This is a genomic window from Streptomyces sp. TN58, from assembly GCF_001941845.1.
Lineage (GTDB): Bacteria > Actinomycetota > Actinomycetes > Streptomycetales > Streptomycetaceae > Streptomyces.
The window spans coordinates 5536413-5552965 of sequence record NZ_CP018870.1 but is presented as its reverse complement, the minus strand read 5'-3'; the positions used below and the strand labels follow the sequence as shown (position 1 = coordinate 5552965).

The following is a 16553-nucleotide window of genomic DNA, read 5'->3' as shown; positions in this document are numbered from 1 at the left end:
TCACTGTCCTTCCCGGTCGGTTACGACCGAAGCGTAGCCATTCCCACCCTGCTGACCAGCCCCGGATCCGGCCACGGCCGCATGACCGCCGGTGGAGCCGAAACCCCCCTCGGCCCGGGCCGAGCCGGGAAGTTCCGCCACCTCGTGGAAGCGCACCTTCTCGACCCGCTGGACAACCAGCTGGGCAATGCGGTCGAAACGCTCGAACCGCACGCTCTCGCGAGGGTCGAGATTGACCACGATCACCTTGATCTCTCCACGGTACCCGGCATCCACCGTCCCCGGGGCATTCACGAGCGCGAGCCCGCAGCGGGCGGCCAGACCCGAGCGCGGGTGCACGAAGGCCGCGTACCCGTCGGGCAGGGCGATCGCCACGCCGGTGGGCAGCACCGCGCGCTCTCCGGGCTCCAGCACGGCGGCCTCGGTGGTCACCAGGTCGCAGCCGGCGTCACCGGGGTGCCCGTACGCCGGAAGGGGAACCTCCGGGTCGACGCGGCGGATCAGCACGTCGACGTCATGGCGGGATCCGCTGTTCTTCCGGGATCCGTTGTCGTTCAGGGACATCAGGGGTTCACCTCGAAGGCGCGTGCGCGCCTGACCTGGTCCGGGTCGGCCATGGCCGCCCGGATCTCCTCGGGCCGACCGTTGTCGATGAAGTGGTCGACCTTCACCTCTATGAAGAGCGCGTCGGCACGGACCGCGACCGGGCCCTCCGGCCCGCCTGTCCGGCCCACGGCCGTGCAGTAGATCTTGCGGCCGGCGACAGCGGTGACCTCGGCCTCCAGGTACAGCACGGTGCCCACGGGCACCGGCCGCACATAGTCCGTCTCCAGCCGTCCGGTCACGGCGATGACGCGCAGCAGCCAGTTCAGCGAGCCCAGCGTCTCGTCGAGTGCGGTGGCGAGCACCCCGCCGTGGGCGAGCCCGGGCGCGCCCTGGTGGGCGGGCCTGACGGTGAACTCGGCGGTGACGCGTACGCCGTCGCCGGCCCGGGCCTCCAGGTGCAGCCCGTGCGGCTGGCTCCCGCCGCAGCCGAAGCAGTGCTCGTAGTGGGCACCGAGGAGTTCGCCGGGTGCCGGCGCGTCGGGATGCCGGACCGGTGCGGCGGCATCGGCCGGGGGCGTCAGCGCTGTGTTTCGTCCACTCACAGCCGCAGACCTTACCCGCGCGGCTACCCGCCGGTCGCCTCGTGGCAGGCTTGAACGCATGCAGCTCTCCACCGCGCACCACGACGAACGCCTGACCGCCCCCCGCTCCTGGTGGGGCATCGCCGTACTGACCGGCCTCGCGGGCGCGCTGATGCTGCTGCCCCTGGGCACGCTGCCGCTGCTGGCCGGCCTGGTCGGGGGCACCGCGCTGGCGGGGCTGCTGGTGAGTTCGTACGGATCCGCGCGCGTGCGCGTGGTGAACGGCGCGCTGGCCGTCGGTGACGCGCGGATCCCGGTGTCGGCGCTGGGCGAGCCCGAGATCCTGGACGCGGAGGAGGCCCGCGCCTGGCGGACGTACAAGGCGGACACCCGGGCCTTCATGCTGATGCGCAGCTACGTGCCGACGGCGGTCCGCGTCGAGGTCACCGACCCCGCCGACCCGACCCCGTACGTCTACGTCTCCACCCGGGAGCCGCAGGCGCTGGTCTCGGCGCTGCGCGCGGCGCGGGCGGCCTGACCCGCCGGGCCTTCGGCGGGGGCCGGCGCGGGCGGCGTCAGTCGCGCGTGAAGTACTCCGGCCCCTCGGTGAAGTACTCCGGCCCCTCAAGGGCGGCCATGGTGGCCTCGGGAAGGGGCTCCACGGGCCGTTCCAGGGGCGGCAGGGAGCGCAGGGCCTCCCAGGCCACCGCCTGCCTGCGCAGGTCTCCACGGACCTTCTCGGCGAGTTTGCGGGTGTCGCGGCGGTTCATGACCGCTCCGACCGCCGCGCCCACCATGAACGGCATGAGGTTCGGCAGGCTGCGGATCATCCGCTTCACGATCTGCTGGCGCAGTTCGCGCTTCATCTGCCCGCCGAGCGCCGCGTTCAGCGTCGTGGGCTTGGTCAGGTCGACCCCGCGTTCTTCCGTCCACGCCGTGAGGTAGGCGAACGTGCGCTCCTTGAGGTTGCCGGGCGGCCGCTGGCCGTAGACCTCATGGAGTTCCGCGATGAGTTTCAGCTCGATGGCCGCGACGCCGGTGATCTCCGCCGCCAGTTCGGCGGGCATCGCGGGAGGCACGGGCAGCATGGCCGCCGCGCCGATGCTCGCCCCGACGGTCGCCGAGGCGGCGGTGGCGCCCGTGATCAGCTTGTCCGCGAGCTGCTCGGGGCCGAGGCCGGGGAACTGCGCGCGCAGCGTCGCGAGGTCCCGGACCGGAACACGCGGCGCGTTCTCGATGATCCTGTCGGTGATGTAGAGGGCGGCTCCGCGCACGCCCTCGCCGCCCTTGCGCACGCCGTTCCTGACGGCCTGCAGGCGGCGGCCCCCCGGGCCGCGCCGGGATTCCTCGCCGGGCTCCGTGTCCGGCGCCGCCGGGGCGGCGGCGGAGGGCACGGCGAGCGCCGCACTGGCGGAGCCGCCGGGGGCTTCGGTACCCGTTTCCGGGTCCGTGGTCACCACCTGCGTCTCCGCCGGATCACCCGACTTTCGGAAGCGGCGCTTCCGAAAGGGTGTGGAGCCAGCCACGGCCTACGCCTCTCAGTCGCAGTCGCGACAGATCGGCTGGCCGTTCTTCTCACGAGCCAGCTGGCTGCGGTGGTGCACCAGGAAGCAGCTCATGCAGGTGAACTCGTCGGCCTGCTTGGGCAGGACCCGGACGGCCAGCTCCTCGTTGGAGAGGTCCGCACCGGGAAGCTCCAGGCTCTCGGCCGAGTCGAATTCGTCCATGTCGACGGACGAGGACGACTTCTCGTTGCGTCGAGCCTTCAGCTCTTCGATGCTGTCGTTGTCGACGTCGTCGTCGGTCTTGCGCGGGGTGTCGTAGTCCGTTGCCATTGTTCGCTCTCCCCCTCTGGGTGTTAGCGGTGTCTCAGCGCACGTAACGCACGAGAGGCCGGACTTGTGCCCGACCTGAGGCGGAGATTTTGCCTCACATCAAGGTCTGTTACTCAATCGACACCCAGCCGCCCACCTTGAGGGGCGATTGGCTGGGATGACGACCGGGACCGTACACGGTCCGGGCGCCGTCTTGCACAAACGCCACCCCGTGTATTTCCCGCCATTCGGGGGGCCGGAAACCCGGACTTCCCGGGCGTTCCGGCCGCCGCCGAGTCACCGAACGCACATGGCCGGACACCACCCACTGTGATCGATCACACAAGGGCTGATGGATTCACAAGACATGCATTCAGCCAAAAGCGAACACGGGGTGGGGGGTCTCACAAAGGCAGAGTGACACGCATCACGAGGCCACCGCCCTCCCGCGGCATCGCCTGGATCCTGCCGCCGTGTGCGCGCGCCACGGAGCGCGCGATCGACAGGCCCAGTCCGACACCCTTGTCACTGCCCGTACGCTCCGTACGCAGCCGCCTGAACGGCTCGAAGAGGTTGTCCACCTCGTACGCGGGAACCACGGGACCCGTGTTCGACACCAGGAGCACCGCCTGATCGTGCTGGGCGGTGGTGGTGACCTCCACCCAGCCGTCCTCCGGGACGTTGTACCGGACGGCGTTCTGCACCAGGTTGAGGGCGATCCGCTCCAGCAGGACGCCGTTGCCCTGCACCACGGCCGGCGCCCGCTCGCCGCGGATCTCCACGCCCTTGGCGTCCGCCTCGGCCCGCACCTGGTCGACGGCGCGCGAGGCGACCTCCGCCAGGTCCACGGGTTTGCGCTCGACGATCTGGTTCTCGCTGCGGGCCAGCAGCAGCAGGCCCTCGACCAGCTGCTCGCTGCGCTCGTTGGTGGCGAGCAGGGTCTTGCCGAGCTGCTGGAGCTCCACCGGGGCACCCGGGTCGGACAGGTGCACCTCCAGCAGGGTCCGGTTGATCGCCAGCGGCGTCCGCAGTTCGTGCGAGGCGTTGGCGACGAACCTCTGCTGGGACGTGAAGGCCCGCTCCAGCCGGTCCAGCATCTCGTCGAAGGTGTCGGCGAGCTCCTTGAGCTCGTCGTCCGGGCCGTCCAGCTCGATCCGCCGGGTCAGGTCGGAGCCGACCACCCGGCGGGCGGTACGTGTGATCTTGCCCAGGGGCGAGAGCACCCGGCCGGCCATCGCGTAGCCGAAGGCGAAGGCGATGATGCTGAGGCCCAGCAGGGCCATCAGCGAGCGGCTCAGCAGGTCGTCCAGGGCGTGCCGGCGCTGTTCGAGGGCGCACTTGCTGATCGCCGCGTTGAACTGGTCGTACGACTGGCCGACACCCACGCCGGGACAGGCGGGGCTGGAGACCTGGACGTTCTGTCCGCCGATGATCTGGAACGGCATGGCGTTGCCCTGCCGCAGGGCCTGGGCCGCCAGCAGGTAGATGATCGACAGCAGCAGGATGCCCGCGATCAGGAACATCCCGCCGTAGAGCAGGGTGAGGCGTATGCGGATGGTCGGCCTCAGCCACGGGAAGGGACCCTCGGGCTGGCCGGGGTCCCAGGTCGGCTTCGGCGGCGCCGCGGGTGGCGCCGGGGTGGTCGCCACGCGTCAGATCCGGTATCCGGAGCCGGGCACCGTCACGATGACGGGCGGCTCGCCCAGCTTGCGGCGCAGGGTCATCACCGTCACGCGCACCACGTTGGTGAACGGGTCGGTGTTCTCGTCCCAGGCCTTCTCCAGCAGCTGCTCGGCCGACACCACGGTCCCCTCGCTGCGCATGAGGACCTCCAGCACCGCGAACTCCTTCGGGGCCAGCTGCACCTCCCGTCCCTCGCGGAACACCTCGCGCCGGTTCGGGTCCAGCTTGATCCCGGCCCGCTCCAGTACGGGCGGCAGCGCGACGGTGGTGCGCCGGCCGAGGGCCCGCACCCGGGCGGTCAGCTCGGTGAAGGCGAAGGGCTTGGGCAGGTAGTCGTCCGCCCCGAGCTCCAGACCCTCCACGCGGTCACTCACGTCGCCGGAGGCGGTCAGCATCAGGACACGGGTGGGCATGCCGAGCTCGACGATCTTCCGGCACACGTCGTCGCCGTGTACGAGCGGGAGGTCCCGGTCGAGCACGACCACGTCGTAGTCGTTCACGCCGACCCGCTCCAGGGCGGCGGCGCCGTCGTACACGACGTCCACGGCCATGGCCTCCCGGCGCAGGCCGGTGGCCACCGCATCGGCGAGCAGCTGCTCGTCCTCGACGACGAGTACGCGCACGTCGTTTCCTTCCTCCGAGCCCTGAGGGGCACACCTGTGTTGCGTCGTACATCCTGCACGTTTCAGCCGTAAACCGGCTGTAAGACGGGTCGTGGAGGGGCCCATGGGACGGAAGTGGGGATTCCCCGGCCTTCGGAGGTTTCTGCGCCCGGGGCGCAGGGGAGGACGTGAGGACACCCCATCCACTCCCTGACGGCGGTATCACCACGTGCCGCCGCCGACCCACGAAGAGGGGGCGAACCCATCATGGACGCATTCACCGCGGGTCTCCTGCACCGCATCAGGGCCACGCAGTCGGATCTCAGGCACGCCCGTGAGACGGGCGACGACTTCCTCGCGGAAGTGGAGCAGGCGGAGCTGGAGGACCTCCAGCGCCTGGCCGCCGAGCACGGCGTCCCGGTCACGGCCGCCGTGCCCTCCTGCTGACCGGCCGCTGACGGGCTCCTGCCCGGCTGCCGAGCGCGGACTCCGAGACGACGTTGACCCCGGCCGCCCCCTTCGGGCGGCCGGGGTCAACGTCGTTCACCGCACGTTTCAGTCGTGCCAGGCCCCGGCCTCCTCCAGCAGCGGCTGGAGCGAGGCGAAGACGGCCGGACTCGCGGCCAGCGCCAGCTCGCCCGAGGCCGGCTCCCCCGGGCGGCCGCCGGTCACGGCACCCGCCTCGCGGGCGATCAGCTCGCCGGCGGCCAGGTCCCAGGGGTTCAGGCCGCGCTCGTAGTAGCCGTCCAGCCGCCCCGCGGCCACGTCGCACAGGTCCAGCGCCGCCGAACCGCCGCGCCGGACGTCCCGCACCAGCGGGATGATCCGCTGCGCCACATCGGCCTGGTGCGCCCGCCGGGTCTGGACGTAGGCGAAGCCGGTGCCGACCAGCGCCTGGTCCAGCGGCGCCGCAGGACGGCAGGCGAGGCGGGCCGTGCCCAGCCAGGCCCCGCCGCCGAGGACCGCGTGGTAGACCTCCCCGCGCATCGGCGCCGCCACGACGCCGACCACGGTCTCGCCCCCGTACTCGGCGGCGATGGACACGCCCCAGCTCGGGAGGCCGTAGAGGTAGTTCACGGTGCCGTCCAGCGGGTCGACGACCCACCGCACCCCGCTCGTCCCCGGGGTGTCCGCGCCCTCCTCGCCCAGCAGGCCGTCATCGGGCCGCCGTTCGGCGAGGATGCCGGTGATCAGCTTCTCCGCCGCGATGTCCATCTCGGTCACCACGTCGATGGGGCTGGTCTTCGTCGCCGCCACCGCCAGGTCGGCCGGCCGGCCGTCGCGCAGCAGAGCCCCGGCCTGCCGGGCGGCCTCCATGCCGACGTCCAGCAGTTCGGCCTTCAGCTCTTCCGAAATCACGGTTCCTCTTCCTCGTACGGCTCGTACGGCCGGCACGGCTGCTACGGCTGTCCGCCGGCGGGGGTTCAGTAGGGGCTGTCCGCGCCCGCGGCCGCCGGCCGGGGGCTGCGCGCCGGGCAGCAGCCCACCGCGCACAGGTCGTGGCTCTGGCCCAGCATGCCCACCCAGCACTCCTCGGCCGGCTCCCCGCGCTCCTTTGCGGCGCGCTCCAGCACGAGCTCGCGTACGGCCTCGGCGAAGGACGGGTCGGCTCCGACGGTCGCCGAGCGCGCGACGGGCAGGCCCAGTTCGGCCGCCTTGGCCGTGGCCTCGGTGTCCAGGTCGTACAGGACCTCCATGTGGTCGGAGACGAAGCCGATGGGCACCATGACCGCGGCGGGCGCGCCCTCGGCGTGCAGGGCCTCCAGGTGGTCGCAGATGTCGGGCTCCAGCCACGGGATGTGCGGGGCGCCGCTGCGGGACTGGTAGACGAGCTTCCAGGGGTGCGCGACGCCGGTCCGCACAGCCACCTCGTCGGCGATCACCCGGGCGACGTCGAGGTGCTGCCTGACGTACGCGCCGCCCTCGCCGCCCTCGGTGTGGTCCTCCACGGGGCCGGAGGCGTCGGCCGCGGCGGTCGGGATGGAGTGGGTGGTGAAGGCGAGGTGGGCGCCCTCCCGGACCGCCTCGGGCAGCTCGTCGAGCGCCGCCACCACGCCTTCGATCATGGGGTCCACGAAGCCGGGGTGGTTGAAGTAGTGCCGCAGCTTGTCGACCCGGGGGAGCTCGACGCCCTCCTCGGCCAGGGCGGCCAGGGCGTCGGCGAGGTTCTCGCGGTACTGCCGGCAGCCGGAGTACGAGGCGTAGGCGCTGGTCGCGAGCACGGCGATGCGGCGGCGTCCGTCGGCGGCCATCTCCCTCATCACGTCGGTCAGGTACGGGGCCCAGTTGCGGTTGCCCCAGTAGACCGGCAGGTCCAGCCCGTGCTCCGCGAAGTCCTTGCGCAGCGCGTCCAGCAGCGCGCGGTTCTGCGCGTTGATGGGGCTGACCCCGCCGAAGCCGAAGTAGTGCTGCCCGACCTCCTTGAGCCGCTCGCGCGGGATGCCGCGGCCGCGCGTGACGTTCTCCAGGAACGGCACGACGTCGTCGGGCCCTTCGGGGCCGCCGAAGGACAGCAGCAGCAGGGCGTCGTAGGGGGCGGCGGGCCCGCCGGCGGGCGGGGGGAGCTGGTCTGACATGCATCGAATCCTGCCACTCGGCCCGCTCCGGGGAGAACCGCCCTGTCCGCGAGCCGGACACCGAGACAGGTAAGGTGAGCCTAAGTTCCGGGTGTTCCGGACATTCTCCCGTGCGGTGCCCCATCGGCCGTCGTAACCTGTACGGGCCGATCACGTCCCTTACGGAGGGCGCCTTGCCCAGTCCCTACCGCGCGATTTTCGCGGCCCCCGGCACCAAGGGGTTCAGCGCCGCCGGCCTGATCGGCCGCCTGCCGATATCCATGGTCGGCGTCGGCATCCTGACGATGATCTCCGAGATCACCGGCCGCTACGCCATGGCGAGCGCCCTGACCGGCACCCTCGCCCTCGCCGCGGCCGTGGTCGGCCCACAGGTGTCCCGGCTGGTGGACCAGCACGGGCAGCGGGCGGTGCTCCGCCCCGCCACCCTGATCTGTGTGGCCGCTGTCGCCGTGCTGCTGGTGGCAGCGGCGAACGGCTGGCCCGACTGGACCCTTTTCGTCTGCGCGGCAGTGGCCGGCTGCGTGCCCAGCGTCGGGTCGATGGTCCGCGCCCGGTGGACCGTCATCTACCGCGACTCACCGCGCGAACTGCACACCGCGTACTCCTTCGAGTCCGTCGTCGACGAGGTGTGCTTCATCTTCGGCCCGATCATCGCCATCGGACTGTCCACCACCTGGTTCCCCGAGGCCGGCCCGCTGATCGCCGCCGTCTGCCTGCTCGTCGGCGTCTGGCTGCTCACCGCGCAGCGGTCCACCGAGCCCGCGCCGCACCCGCGCACGCAGGACGGCAGCCGCACCTCGGCCCTGCGCTCCCCCGGCCTGCAGGTCCTGACGGCCACGTTCGTGGCGACCGGCGCGATCTTCGGCTCCATCGACGTCTCCACGCTGGCCTTCGCCGAGGAGCAGGGCCAGAAGTCCGCCGCAAGCTTCATCCTGGCCATCTGGGCGGCCGGATCCTGTCTGGCGGGCATCGTCTTCGGGCTGCTCCACCTCAAGGGCCGTACGGAAGTGCGCTGGGTACTGGGCGTATGTGCGATGGCCGTGAGTATGATCCCCCTCCTACTGGCCGGGAACCTTCCGTTTCTGGCCGTGGCGCTCTTCGTCTCGGGCCTCGCCATCGCTCCCACGATGATCACCACGATGGCCCTGATCGAGGCGCACGTACCACACGCGAAGCTGACCGAGGGCATGACCTGGATCAGCACCGGCCTCGCGGTCGGTATCGCGCTGGGGTCCTCCGTGACCGGCTGGGTCGTCGACGCGGCCGGCGCGCGGACCGGGTACGTCGTCTCCATCTCGGCGGGGGCGGCCGCGGCGGCGGTGGCGTTCGCGGGATACCGCCGGCTGACGAGGCCGGCGCAAGGGGAGGAGCCAGCAACCGATGGGGACGGCGACAGCACGGAACGGCAGCACGGCGACCGCGTGGCGTAACTGGGCGGGCAACGTCACCGCCACACCCACCCGCGTGGTGGCCCCGGCCTCGGTCGGGGAGCTCCAGGAGGCGGTCCGCCGGGCCGCCGAGGACGGGCTGCGGGTGAAGGCGGTCGGCACCGGCCACTCCTTCACCGCGGCCGCCGCGACCGACGGGGTCCTCGTACGGCCGCAGGCCCTGGCGGGGATCCGGTCGATCGACCGCGCCGCGGGCACCGTCACGGTGGGGGCGGGCACCACCCTGAAGGACCTCAACCGGGCCCTCGCCGCCCAGGGCCTGTCGCTCACCAACATGGGCGACATCATGGAGCAGACGGTCTCCGGCGCCACCAGCACCGGCACCCACGGCACCGGCCGGGACTCGGCCTCCATCGCCGCGCAGATCCGCGCCATGGAGCTGGTCACGGCCGACGGCAGCGTGCTGGTCTGCTCCGAGAAGGAGAACCCGGAGGTCTTCGCGGCGGCCCGGGTGGGCATCGGCGCGCTCGGGGTCGTCACCGCGATCACCTTCGCCGTGGAGCCGCTCTTCTTCCTGACCGCCCGTGAGGAGCCCATGGGCTTCGACCGGGTGACCGCCGAGTTCGAGGAGCACTTCACCGAGAACGAGCACTTCGAGTTCTACTGGTTCCCGCACACCGGCAACTGCAACACCAAGCGCAACAACCGCAGCCAGGGCCCCGCCGCCCCGCCCGGGCCGGTCAGCGGCTGGATCGAGGACGAACTGCTCTCCAACGGCCTCTTCCAGGCCGTCAACTCGCTGGGCCGCGCGGTCCCGGCCACGATCCCCTCCATCGCCCGCGTGGCCAGCCGCGCCCTGTCGGCGCGCACCTACACGGACATCCCGTACAAGGTGTTCACCAGCCCGCGCCGGGTGCGGTTCGTGGAGATGGAGTACGCCCTCCCGCGCGAGGCGGTCGTCGAGGCGCTGCGGGAGCTGCGCGCGACGGTCGACCGCTCCCGGCTGCGGATCAGCTTCCCGGTGGAGGTGCGGACCGCGCCGGCGGACGACATCGCGCTGTCGACGGCCTCGGGGCGCGAGACGGCCTACATCGCGGTGCACATGTACAGGGGCACGCCGTACCAGGCCTACTTCACGGCGGCGGAGCACACCTTCACCTCGCACGGCGGCCGCCCGCACTGGGGCAAGGTGCACACGCGGGACGCGGAGTACCTCTCCCAGGCCTATCCGCGCTTCGGCGAGTTCACCGCACTGCGCGACCGCCTCGACCCGGACCGGGTCTTCGGCAACGACTACCTGCGGCGTGTCCTTGGTACCTGACGAACCGGCACGCGCCCGGCCCCACGCCCCCGTCGGCGGGGCGTGGGAGGGGCGCGGACGCGGGCGGGACCCGGCGGCGGGCAGCACGACTCCCGCCGTCCGGGAAACTTTCGGCGGCGCGGCGGTCCACCCAGGTGGCCCGAATGGAGTACTGTGGCGAGCCCTGGGGCTGTCCTTCCTTTCGGATGTCCGGACCCGGGAGAGGGGGCCGGCTGACGGAATGCGGCACTCGAAGACCGGCGATGCCGCGGCATGGCACGGATCCTGCTGCGCACAGTAACCGTCCGGTCACTGTGCGTGCTCAACAGGTAACCGTGCCATAACGGCGATCAAGGGCGCATGCCCGACACGCCGGTTTAACTCGGCAAGGTTGTGGCAGGCTGCACCCGGGCAGGCCACACTCGACTAGCGGAAGCAGCGACGCACGTGACGTCGGCAGGCACCACCCGGGAGGTCCCCATGCCCGAACTGCGTGTCGTGGCCGTCTCCAATGACGGCACACGACTGGTGCTCAAGGCTGCGGACAGCACCGAGTACACGCTTCCGATCGACGAGCGGCTTCGGGCTGCCGTACGCAACGACCGCGCGCGTCTGAACCAGATCGAGATCGAGGTCGAGAGCCACCTCCGCCCCCGCGACATCCAGGCGCGCATACGAGCCGGTGCCTCCGCGGAGGAGGTCGCCCAGCTCGCCGGCATCCCCGTCGACCGCGTACGCCGCTTCGAGGGCCCCGTGCTCGCCGAGCGCGCCTTCATGGCCGAGCGGGCCCGCAAGACCCCGGTGCGCCGCCCCGGCGAGAACACCGGGCCGCAGCTCGGCGAGGCCGTGCAGGAACGCCTGACCCTGCGCGGGGCCGAGAAGGAGTCCGTCCAGTGGGACTCCTGGCGCCGCGACGACGGCACCTGGGAGGTCCTTCTCGTCTACCGGGTCGCCGGCGAGCCGCACTCGGCGAGCTGGACCTACGACCCGCCGCGCCGGCTGGTCGTGGCCGTGGACGACGAGGCGCGCTCCCTCATCGGCGAGTCGGAGGACCTGCCGGCGGCTCCCGAGCCGAGTTTCCCCTTCGTGCCGAGGATCGCGCGCCTGCCGCGCGACCGGCCGCTGGACCGCGCCCTGGACCGGCAGCTGGAGCGGGTGGAGCCGCGGCCGGCGCCCGTACCGGAGCCGGAGGAGGAGCGGGACTCGCTGACCAGCCTGCTGGAGGCGGTACCGAGCTTCCGCGGCGACATGGTCGTCCCCGAGCGCACCGAGCCGGCCGAGGCGGAAGCCGAGGCGGAGGAGCCGCCGGCTCCCGCCGCGTCGGCCGGCGCCGGCGCCGCGTACGCCGACGTCCTGATGCCCCGCACGGTGGCGGGCCACCGCGACCGGCTGACGGGCACCACCGACCGGCAGGCGGAAGCCGACGGAGTCCGCCCCGGACGCCGTGCGGCGGTCCCGAGCTGGGACGAGATCGTCTTCGGTACCCGGCGCAAGAAGCAGGAGTAGCGCCCGCCGCCGTCCGGGGCGGCGGGCTGCCGGCTACGGGACCGGCGGGCGGCGGGTGCCAGGGCCGGCCGGCCTTGCCCCTACTGGGGCTCCGGGCCCGTGGCCACGGGGCGGGCCGGGTCGGTGCACCAGTGCGACCAACTGCCCGCGTAGAGGTCGGACTCGATGCCGGCCACCTCCAGGGCGAGCACCTCGTGGGCTCCGGAGACCCCCGAGCCGCAGTAGACGCCCACCGGGGTGCCCTGCGTCGCGCCGAGCGCCTCGAACCGGCTGCGCAGCGCGTCCGCAGGCAGGAAGCGGCCGTCGGGGCCCACGTTCTCGGTGGTGGGGGCCGACAGTGCGCCCGGGATGTGGCCGCCCACCGGGTCGATCGGCTCCACCTCACCGCGATACCGCTCCCCCGCCCGGGCGTCCAGCAGGACGCCCTCCCGGGCCCGTCGCGCCGCCGCGTCGGCGTCGAGCAGCCCGCGCACGCCAGGGTTTGGCTTGAAATCGCCCTCAAGCGGAATCACTCGCTCAGCCGTGAGGGCGCCGCCGGATTCCGTCCACGCGGCCAGGCCGCCGTCCAGGACTCGCACGTTCGGGTGACCTGTCCAGCGCAGCAGCCACCACGCTCGGGCCGCCGCCCAGCCCTGGCCGCCGTCGTACACGACCACCGGCGCCTCGGCCGAGACCCCCGCCCTGCGCATCGCCGCACCGAAGGCCTCCGTGTCCGGCAGCGGGTGGCGCCCGCCCGACCCGGCCGGACCTGCCAGTTCGCGATCGAGGTCGACGTACACCGCGCCGGGCAGGTGTCCGGCCTCGTACGCGGGCCGCTGGTCGGGGCCGCCCAGCTGCCAGCGGACGTCCAGCAGCACCGGCGGGCGGGGTCCCGCCAGCTCGTCCCGGAGATCGGCGGCGGAGAGGATCGCATGTTTCGCAGTCATGGCGGCCATCTTCCTCCCCGCCCGCCACGCGCGTAACAGGGCCGTCATCAGAGGGGCACCCTGATCCGGTCAACTCCGTTCCGGACCGCCGGAATGCGGCCCGGTCGGGGCGCGCCGCGTCCGTCGGAGTGAAACCATCGGCTCCGGCGACGGCACGACGGAGGAGACGGCTGACATGACCGAGGCAGCGGAAGCAACCCGGCGCACGCCCGGCACCCCGTGCTGGGTGAGTCTCATGGTTCACGGCCTGGGGCGCACCGAGGACTTCTACGCCGACCTGTTCGGATGGGAGTACGTGCCCGGGCCCGAGCAGCTCGGCCCCTACGTCCGCGCGGTGCTGGACGGCCACGAGGTGGCCGGGATCGGCGAGATGCCGCCCGACGGGCACCTTCCGACGGCCTGGACCACGTATCTGGCCACGGACGACGCCGGCGCGACCGCCGAGTCGGTCCGGGCGTGCGGCGGCACCGTCGCGGTGGGACCGCTGGACGCCGGTGCCGCGGGGCGGGTGGCGATCTGCTCGGACCCGCTGGGGGCGGTCTTCGGGCTGTGGCAGGCGCAGCCCGGCCCGGGTACCCGGCCGCACGGCGGGCCGGGCACCCCCGTCTGGCACGAGCTGATCACCCAGGACACCTCGACGGTCGGCAAGTTCTACGAGCACGTGTTCGGCCATGAGGCGAAGGCCCACGCCGTCGCGTCGGACGACTTCGACCACCTCACCCTGAACCTGGGGGGCCGGCCCGTCGCCGCCGTTCACGGCGTGGGACGTTCGCTGCCGCACGACCGGGGTCCGCACTGGCTGGTCTACTTCGCGGTGGAGGACACCGACGCGGCCGCGCAGCGGGTCCAGGAGCTCGGCGGGCGCCTCGTCGACCCGCCCCGCGAGGGCATGCGCGGACGGCAGGCCACGGTGGCGGACCCGGAGGGCGCGGTGTTCGCCCTCGTACGCCCGAACACCCCCGAGGGGGTGTCGTCAAGGTAGCGTCTGCCGGGCCCCGCCACCCGGACGGGACCGCTGGCGCGGACCGGACGCCCACGACCGGGCCGTCGTCGCCGCCGCGCTCGACCTCGTCGGACAGTCCCGCCCCTGGGCCACTCGGGCACACGGTCGTGGTGGCGCTTCGGGTGCGACCGTAGGCGCACCGGCCGGCCCGGTGAAGGGGGCGGGGCGGCCCGCCACACGACCGCCATACGCCGTTCACGGTCGCCGTCGGTCCCGGCCGCCGCCCGCGGCGGCCGGAGGTGCGAAGGCATCGTGGGGGTGCTGCAATGAGCTGGTGGGCCGCCCCGCCCCCGGTGCCGGCGGCTCACGGCGCGGTCACCCCCACCGCATCGCACGTGAGGAGTGGTGATGAGCGACGACATGAACGAGGACATCGAGACGATGGGGCCCGTCGACTACCTGATCGTCGAGTTCCCGGGCAGCAGGATGACCGGTGAGGGCCTGCCCCTGCTCGTGGATCTCGTCGACCGCGGCATCATCCGCATCCTCGACCTGGTCTTCGTCCGCAAGGAGGCCGATGGCTCGGTCGTCGCCCTGGAGCTGAAGGACGCCGGCGGCGGCGAGATGGACCTGACCGTCTTCGAGGGCGCGGCCTCGGGCCTGCTCGGCCAGGACGACCTCGACGAGGCCGGCGCCGCCCTGGAAGCGGGCAACTCCGCCGGGATCCTGGTGTACGAGAACGTCTGGGCGGCGCCCTTCGCCCGGGCCCTGCGGCGCGGCGGCGCCCAGCTGGTGGCCGGCGGCCGGATCCCGGTGCAGGCGCTGCTGGCCTCGCTTGACGCGATGGAGGCGTGAGCCCCGGCCGCGGCCGGCAGGCGCCGGGCAGCGCCCCGGACCTCCGGCCCGCGGCACATGACGACCCGCGGACGGCCGCGCGGCGCGGCCGTCCGCCCCCTGGCTACCTGGGAGATGACGCTCCATGCCCGGACTTCTTCGCGGTATCGCCCGCACGGCCGTCGTGGCGGGAACCGCCACCGCGGTCTCCAACCGCGTGTCGCGGCGGCAGGCGGGCCGCTGGTCGCAGCAGGAGTACGAACAGCAGCAGGCCTACGAACAGCAGCAGGCCGCCGCGCCGCCCGCTCCGGCCGCCGCGCCCCCGCCCGCCGGCGACGACATGAGCAGCAAGCTCGACCAGTTGCAGAAGCTGGGCGAGCTGAAGGCCCAGGGGCTGCTCACCGAGGAGGAGTTCACGCGGCAGAAGAGCCGGCTCCTCGGCTGACAGGCCGGTCGGTCACGGGGGACGGAAGGGGATGACCCCATGACGGCACCTCGTACGCCACCGCCGGCACCGGCCGAGGAACCTGCCGAGGGCGACCGGCTTCGGGACATGCTGCGCACGCCCGGCTACCTGAAACTGCTCGTCCTCTGCGCCCTGATCGGCATCCCCGTCTCGCTGGCGGCGTTCTGGTTCCTGGTCTCGCTCCACCAGCTGGAGCACCTGGTGTGGGCCGACCTCCCGGAAGCGCTCGGCTGGAGCGGGCCCCCCTGGTGGTGGCCGCTGCCGCTGCTGCTGGTCGCCGGTGTCCTGGTCGGACTGGTGGTGACGCGCCTGCCCGGCGCGGGCGGCCACATCCCCGCGTCCGGACTGCATGCCGCAGGAGCCACCTCGATCGCCCTGCCGGGCGTCATCCTGGCAGCGCTGTGCAGCCTGCCGCTCGGTGCGACCCTCGGCCCGGAAGCCCCGCTGATCGCCCTCGGCGGCGGGCTCGCACTGCTGTTCAGGGACCTGGCCCAGGCGCCCGCGACCCCGCAGAGCACGATCATCCTGGGCGCGGCCGGAGCCGCTGCGGCCATCTCCGCGATCTTCGGCAACCCTCTGGTCGGCGCCGTGCTCCTGATGGAGGTGGCAGGCGTCGGCGGGCCGCAGCTGTTCGCGATCATGCTGCCGGCGCTGCTGTCCAGCGGGGTCGGCGAGCTGGTGTTCACCGGCTTCGGCCGCTGGACGGGCCTGTCGACGGGCAGCCTGAAGCTCGATCTCACGGCTCCCTTCCCCCGGCTGGACGCCGCCGACGTGGGGTGGTCGCTGCTCCTGGCGGTCGTCATGGGCGTCTTCATTCACCTGGTACTGGCAGGCGGCCGGTACGCCTCCGTGTACGTGGCCCGGCGGCCCGTGGCCCACACGGCCGTCTGCGCCCTGGCGGCGGGCGCCTTCGGCGCGCTCTACGCCCTGGTCACCGGCAACTCCCCCGTCGACGTGGCCTCGTCGGGCCAAGGCGTGATGGGCAGCATGGCCGCCGATCCGCAGGCCTGGGGCGTCGGGGCGCTGATCGCGGTCCTGCTGTGCAAGGGCGCGGCCTACGCCCTCTGCCTGGGCAGCCTGCGCGGTGGCCCGGTCTTCCCGGCGCTGTTCCTGGGCGCCGCCGCGGGTGTGCTGTTCGCGCCGCTGCCGGGACTGGGCCTCGTACCGGGCCTCGCGGCCGGCATGGCCGCCGCGGCCGCCAGCGCGCTGCGGCTACCGGTCAGCAGCGTGGTGCTCGTCGTCCTGCTGCTCGGCAGCGGAGCGATGATCCCCGTGGTCATCATCGCGGCCGTGGTCGCCTTCGTGGTCACCGAACTCCTGCCGCCCGGGCCCGAGGTCCCTCCTGTGGGCAAGCCGGTCGCGACCCCCGCAGCCGGGGCGAAGTGAGG

General features: G+C 72.8%; 18 protein-coding genes. 9 read left to right on the top strand and 9 right to left on the bottom strand.

Annotation, left to right across the window (positions count from 1 at the left end; genetic code table 11):
* Together dut and BSL84_RS25315 are read right to left on the bottom strand one after the other, a co-directional pair.
* Complete coding sequence (gene dut, locus BSL84_RS25320) at positions 1–564, bottom strand: dUTP diphosphatase (protein ID WP_045322597.1); 564 nt, start codon at positions 562–564, stop codon at positions 1–3.
* Positions 564–1148 (bottom strand): PaaI family thioesterase, encoded by a 585-nt coding sequence (locus BSL84_RS25315; protein WP_030035909.1) that lies wholly within the window; start codon positions 1146–1148, stop codon positions 564–566. Before BSL84_RS25315 ends, dut begins: the two co-directional genes overlap by 1 nt.
* Before the next feature lie 58 nt (positions 1149–1206).
* Between BSL84_RS25315 and BSL84_RS25310 the strand changes: the two genes are divergently transcribed.
* Entirely contained in the window at positions 1207–1665 is a 459-nt protein-coding gene (locus BSL84_RS25310) for a DUF3093 domain-containing protein (RefSeq protein WP_030650600.1), read from the top strand.
* A 37-nt stretch (positions 1666–1702) separates the two neighbouring features.
* Here BSL84_RS25310 and BSL84_RS25305 read toward each other — a convergent pair whose 3' ends face one another.
* The 4 genes from BSL84_RS25305 to BSL84_RS25290 all read right to left on the bottom strand — a co-directional run bounded on the left by BSL84_RS25305 (position 1703) and on the right by BSL84_RS25290 (position 5247).
* A complete protein-coding gene (locus BSL84_RS25305; RefSeq protein WP_045322598.1) occupies positions 1703–2653 on the bottom strand; it encodes a hypothetical protein in 951 nt (316 codons plus the stop codon).
* 12 nt (positions 2654–2665) lie between these two features.
* Positions 2666–2962, bottom strand: coding sequence for a DUF4193 domain-containing protein (locus BSL84_RS25300; protein ID WP_030036261.1), 297 nt, complete (start codon positions 2960–2962; stop codon positions 2666–2668).
* A gap of 383 nt (positions 2963–3345) precedes the next feature.
* Positions 3346–4590 (bottom strand): sensor histidine kinase, encoded by a 1245-nt coding sequence (locus BSL84_RS25295; protein WP_030036263.1) that lies wholly within the window; start codon positions 4588–4590, stop codon positions 3346–3348.
* Between the two features lie 3 nt (positions 4591–4593).
* Entirely contained in the window at positions 4594–5247 is a 654-nt protein-coding gene (locus BSL84_RS25290) for a response regulator transcription factor (protein ID WP_030036265.1), read from the bottom strand.
* Positions 5248–5493: 246 nt separating this feature from the next.
* Between BSL84_RS25290 and BSL84_RS25285 the strand changes: the two genes are divergently transcribed.
* Positions 5494–5673 (top strand): hypothetical protein, encoded by a 180-nt coding sequence (locus tag BSL84_RS25285; protein ID WP_030036267.1) that lies wholly within the window; start codon positions 5494–5496, stop codon positions 5671–5673.
* 108 nt (positions 5674–5781) lie between these two features.
* On the opposite strand, the gene BSL84_RS25280 is transcribed toward BSL84_RS25285, so the two are convergent.
* Together BSL84_RS25280 and BSL84_RS25275 are read right to left on the bottom strand one after the other, a co-directional pair.
* Entirely contained in the window at positions 5782–6543 is a 762-nt protein-coding gene (locus BSL84_RS25280) for an inositol monophosphatase family protein (RefSeq protein WP_420711197.1), read from the bottom strand.
* A 107-nt stretch (positions 6544–6650) separates the two neighbouring features.
* Positions 6651–7802 (bottom strand): ferrochelatase, encoded by a 1152-nt coding sequence (locus tag BSL84_RS25275; protein WP_075971172.1) that lies wholly within the window; start codon positions 7800–7802, stop codon positions 6651–6653.
* 173 nt (positions 7803–7975) lie between these two features.
* Between BSL84_RS25275 and BSL84_RS25270 the strand changes: the two genes are divergently transcribed.
* The 3 genes from BSL84_RS25270 (at position 7976) to sepH (ending at position 11996) form a co-directional block, all read left to right on the top strand.
* On the top strand, positions 7976–9232 hold the full coding sequence (locus tag BSL84_RS25270; protein ID WP_045322599.1) for an MFS transporter: 1257 nt from the start codon (positions 7976–7978) through the stop codon (positions 9230–9232).
* Positions 9183–10511: a D-arabinono-1,4-lactone oxidase gene (locus BSL84_RS25265; protein WP_075971171.1), complete on the top strand. Its 1329-nt coding sequence runs from the start codon at positions 9183–9185 to the stop codon at positions 10509–10511. The genes BSL84_RS25270 and BSL84_RS25265 overlap by 50 nt, the downstream gene beginning before the upstream one ends.
* A 459-nt stretch (positions 10512–10970) precedes the next feature.
* Positions 10971–11996, top strand: coding sequence for a septation protein SepH (gene sepH, locus BSL84_RS25260; RefSeq protein WP_030036277.1), 1026 nt, complete (start codon positions 10971–10973; stop codon positions 11994–11996).
* Between the two features lie 80 nt (positions 11997–12076).
* Here the strand turns inward: sepH and BSL84_RS25255 are convergent, their stop codons facing one another.
* Positions 12077–12922, bottom strand: a complete 846-nt coding sequence (locus BSL84_RS25255) for a sulfurtransferase (RefSeq protein WP_075971170.1) — start codon at positions 12920–12922, stop codon at positions 12077–12079.
* Positions 12923–13097: 175 nt separating this feature from the next.
* On the opposite strand from BSL84_RS25255, the gene BSL84_RS25250 reads away from it, so the two are divergent.
* The 4 genes from BSL84_RS25250 to BSL84_RS25235 all read left to right on the top strand — a co-directional run bounded on the left by BSL84_RS25250 (position 13098) and on the right by BSL84_RS25235 (position 16551).
* The gene (locus BSL84_RS25250) at positions 13098–13904 is read left to right on the top strand and encodes a VOC family protein (protein ID WP_075971169.1); all 807 of its coding nucleotides are present in this window, start codon (positions 13098–13100) and stop codon (positions 13902–13904) included.
* Positions 13905–14273: 369 nt separating this feature from the next.
* Positions 14274–14720, top strand: coding sequence for a DUF6325 family protein (locus tag BSL84_RS25245; RefSeq protein ID WP_234308453.1), 447 nt, complete (start codon positions 14274–14276; stop codon positions 14718–14720).
* Between the two features lie 124 nt (positions 14721–14844).
* The gene (locus tag BSL84_RS25240) at positions 14845–15144 is read left to right on the top strand and encodes an SHOCT domain-containing protein (RefSeq protein WP_030036284.1); all 300 of its coding nucleotides are present in this window, start codon (positions 14845–14847) and stop codon (positions 15142–15144) included.
* 39 nt (positions 15145–15183) lie between these two features.
* Positions 15184–16551 (top strand): chloride channel protein, encoded by a 1368-nt coding sequence (locus tag BSL84_RS25235; RefSeq protein WP_045322600.1) that lies wholly within the window; start codon positions 15184–15186, stop codon positions 16549–16551.
* Positions 16552–16553 lie beyond the last annotated feature (2 nt).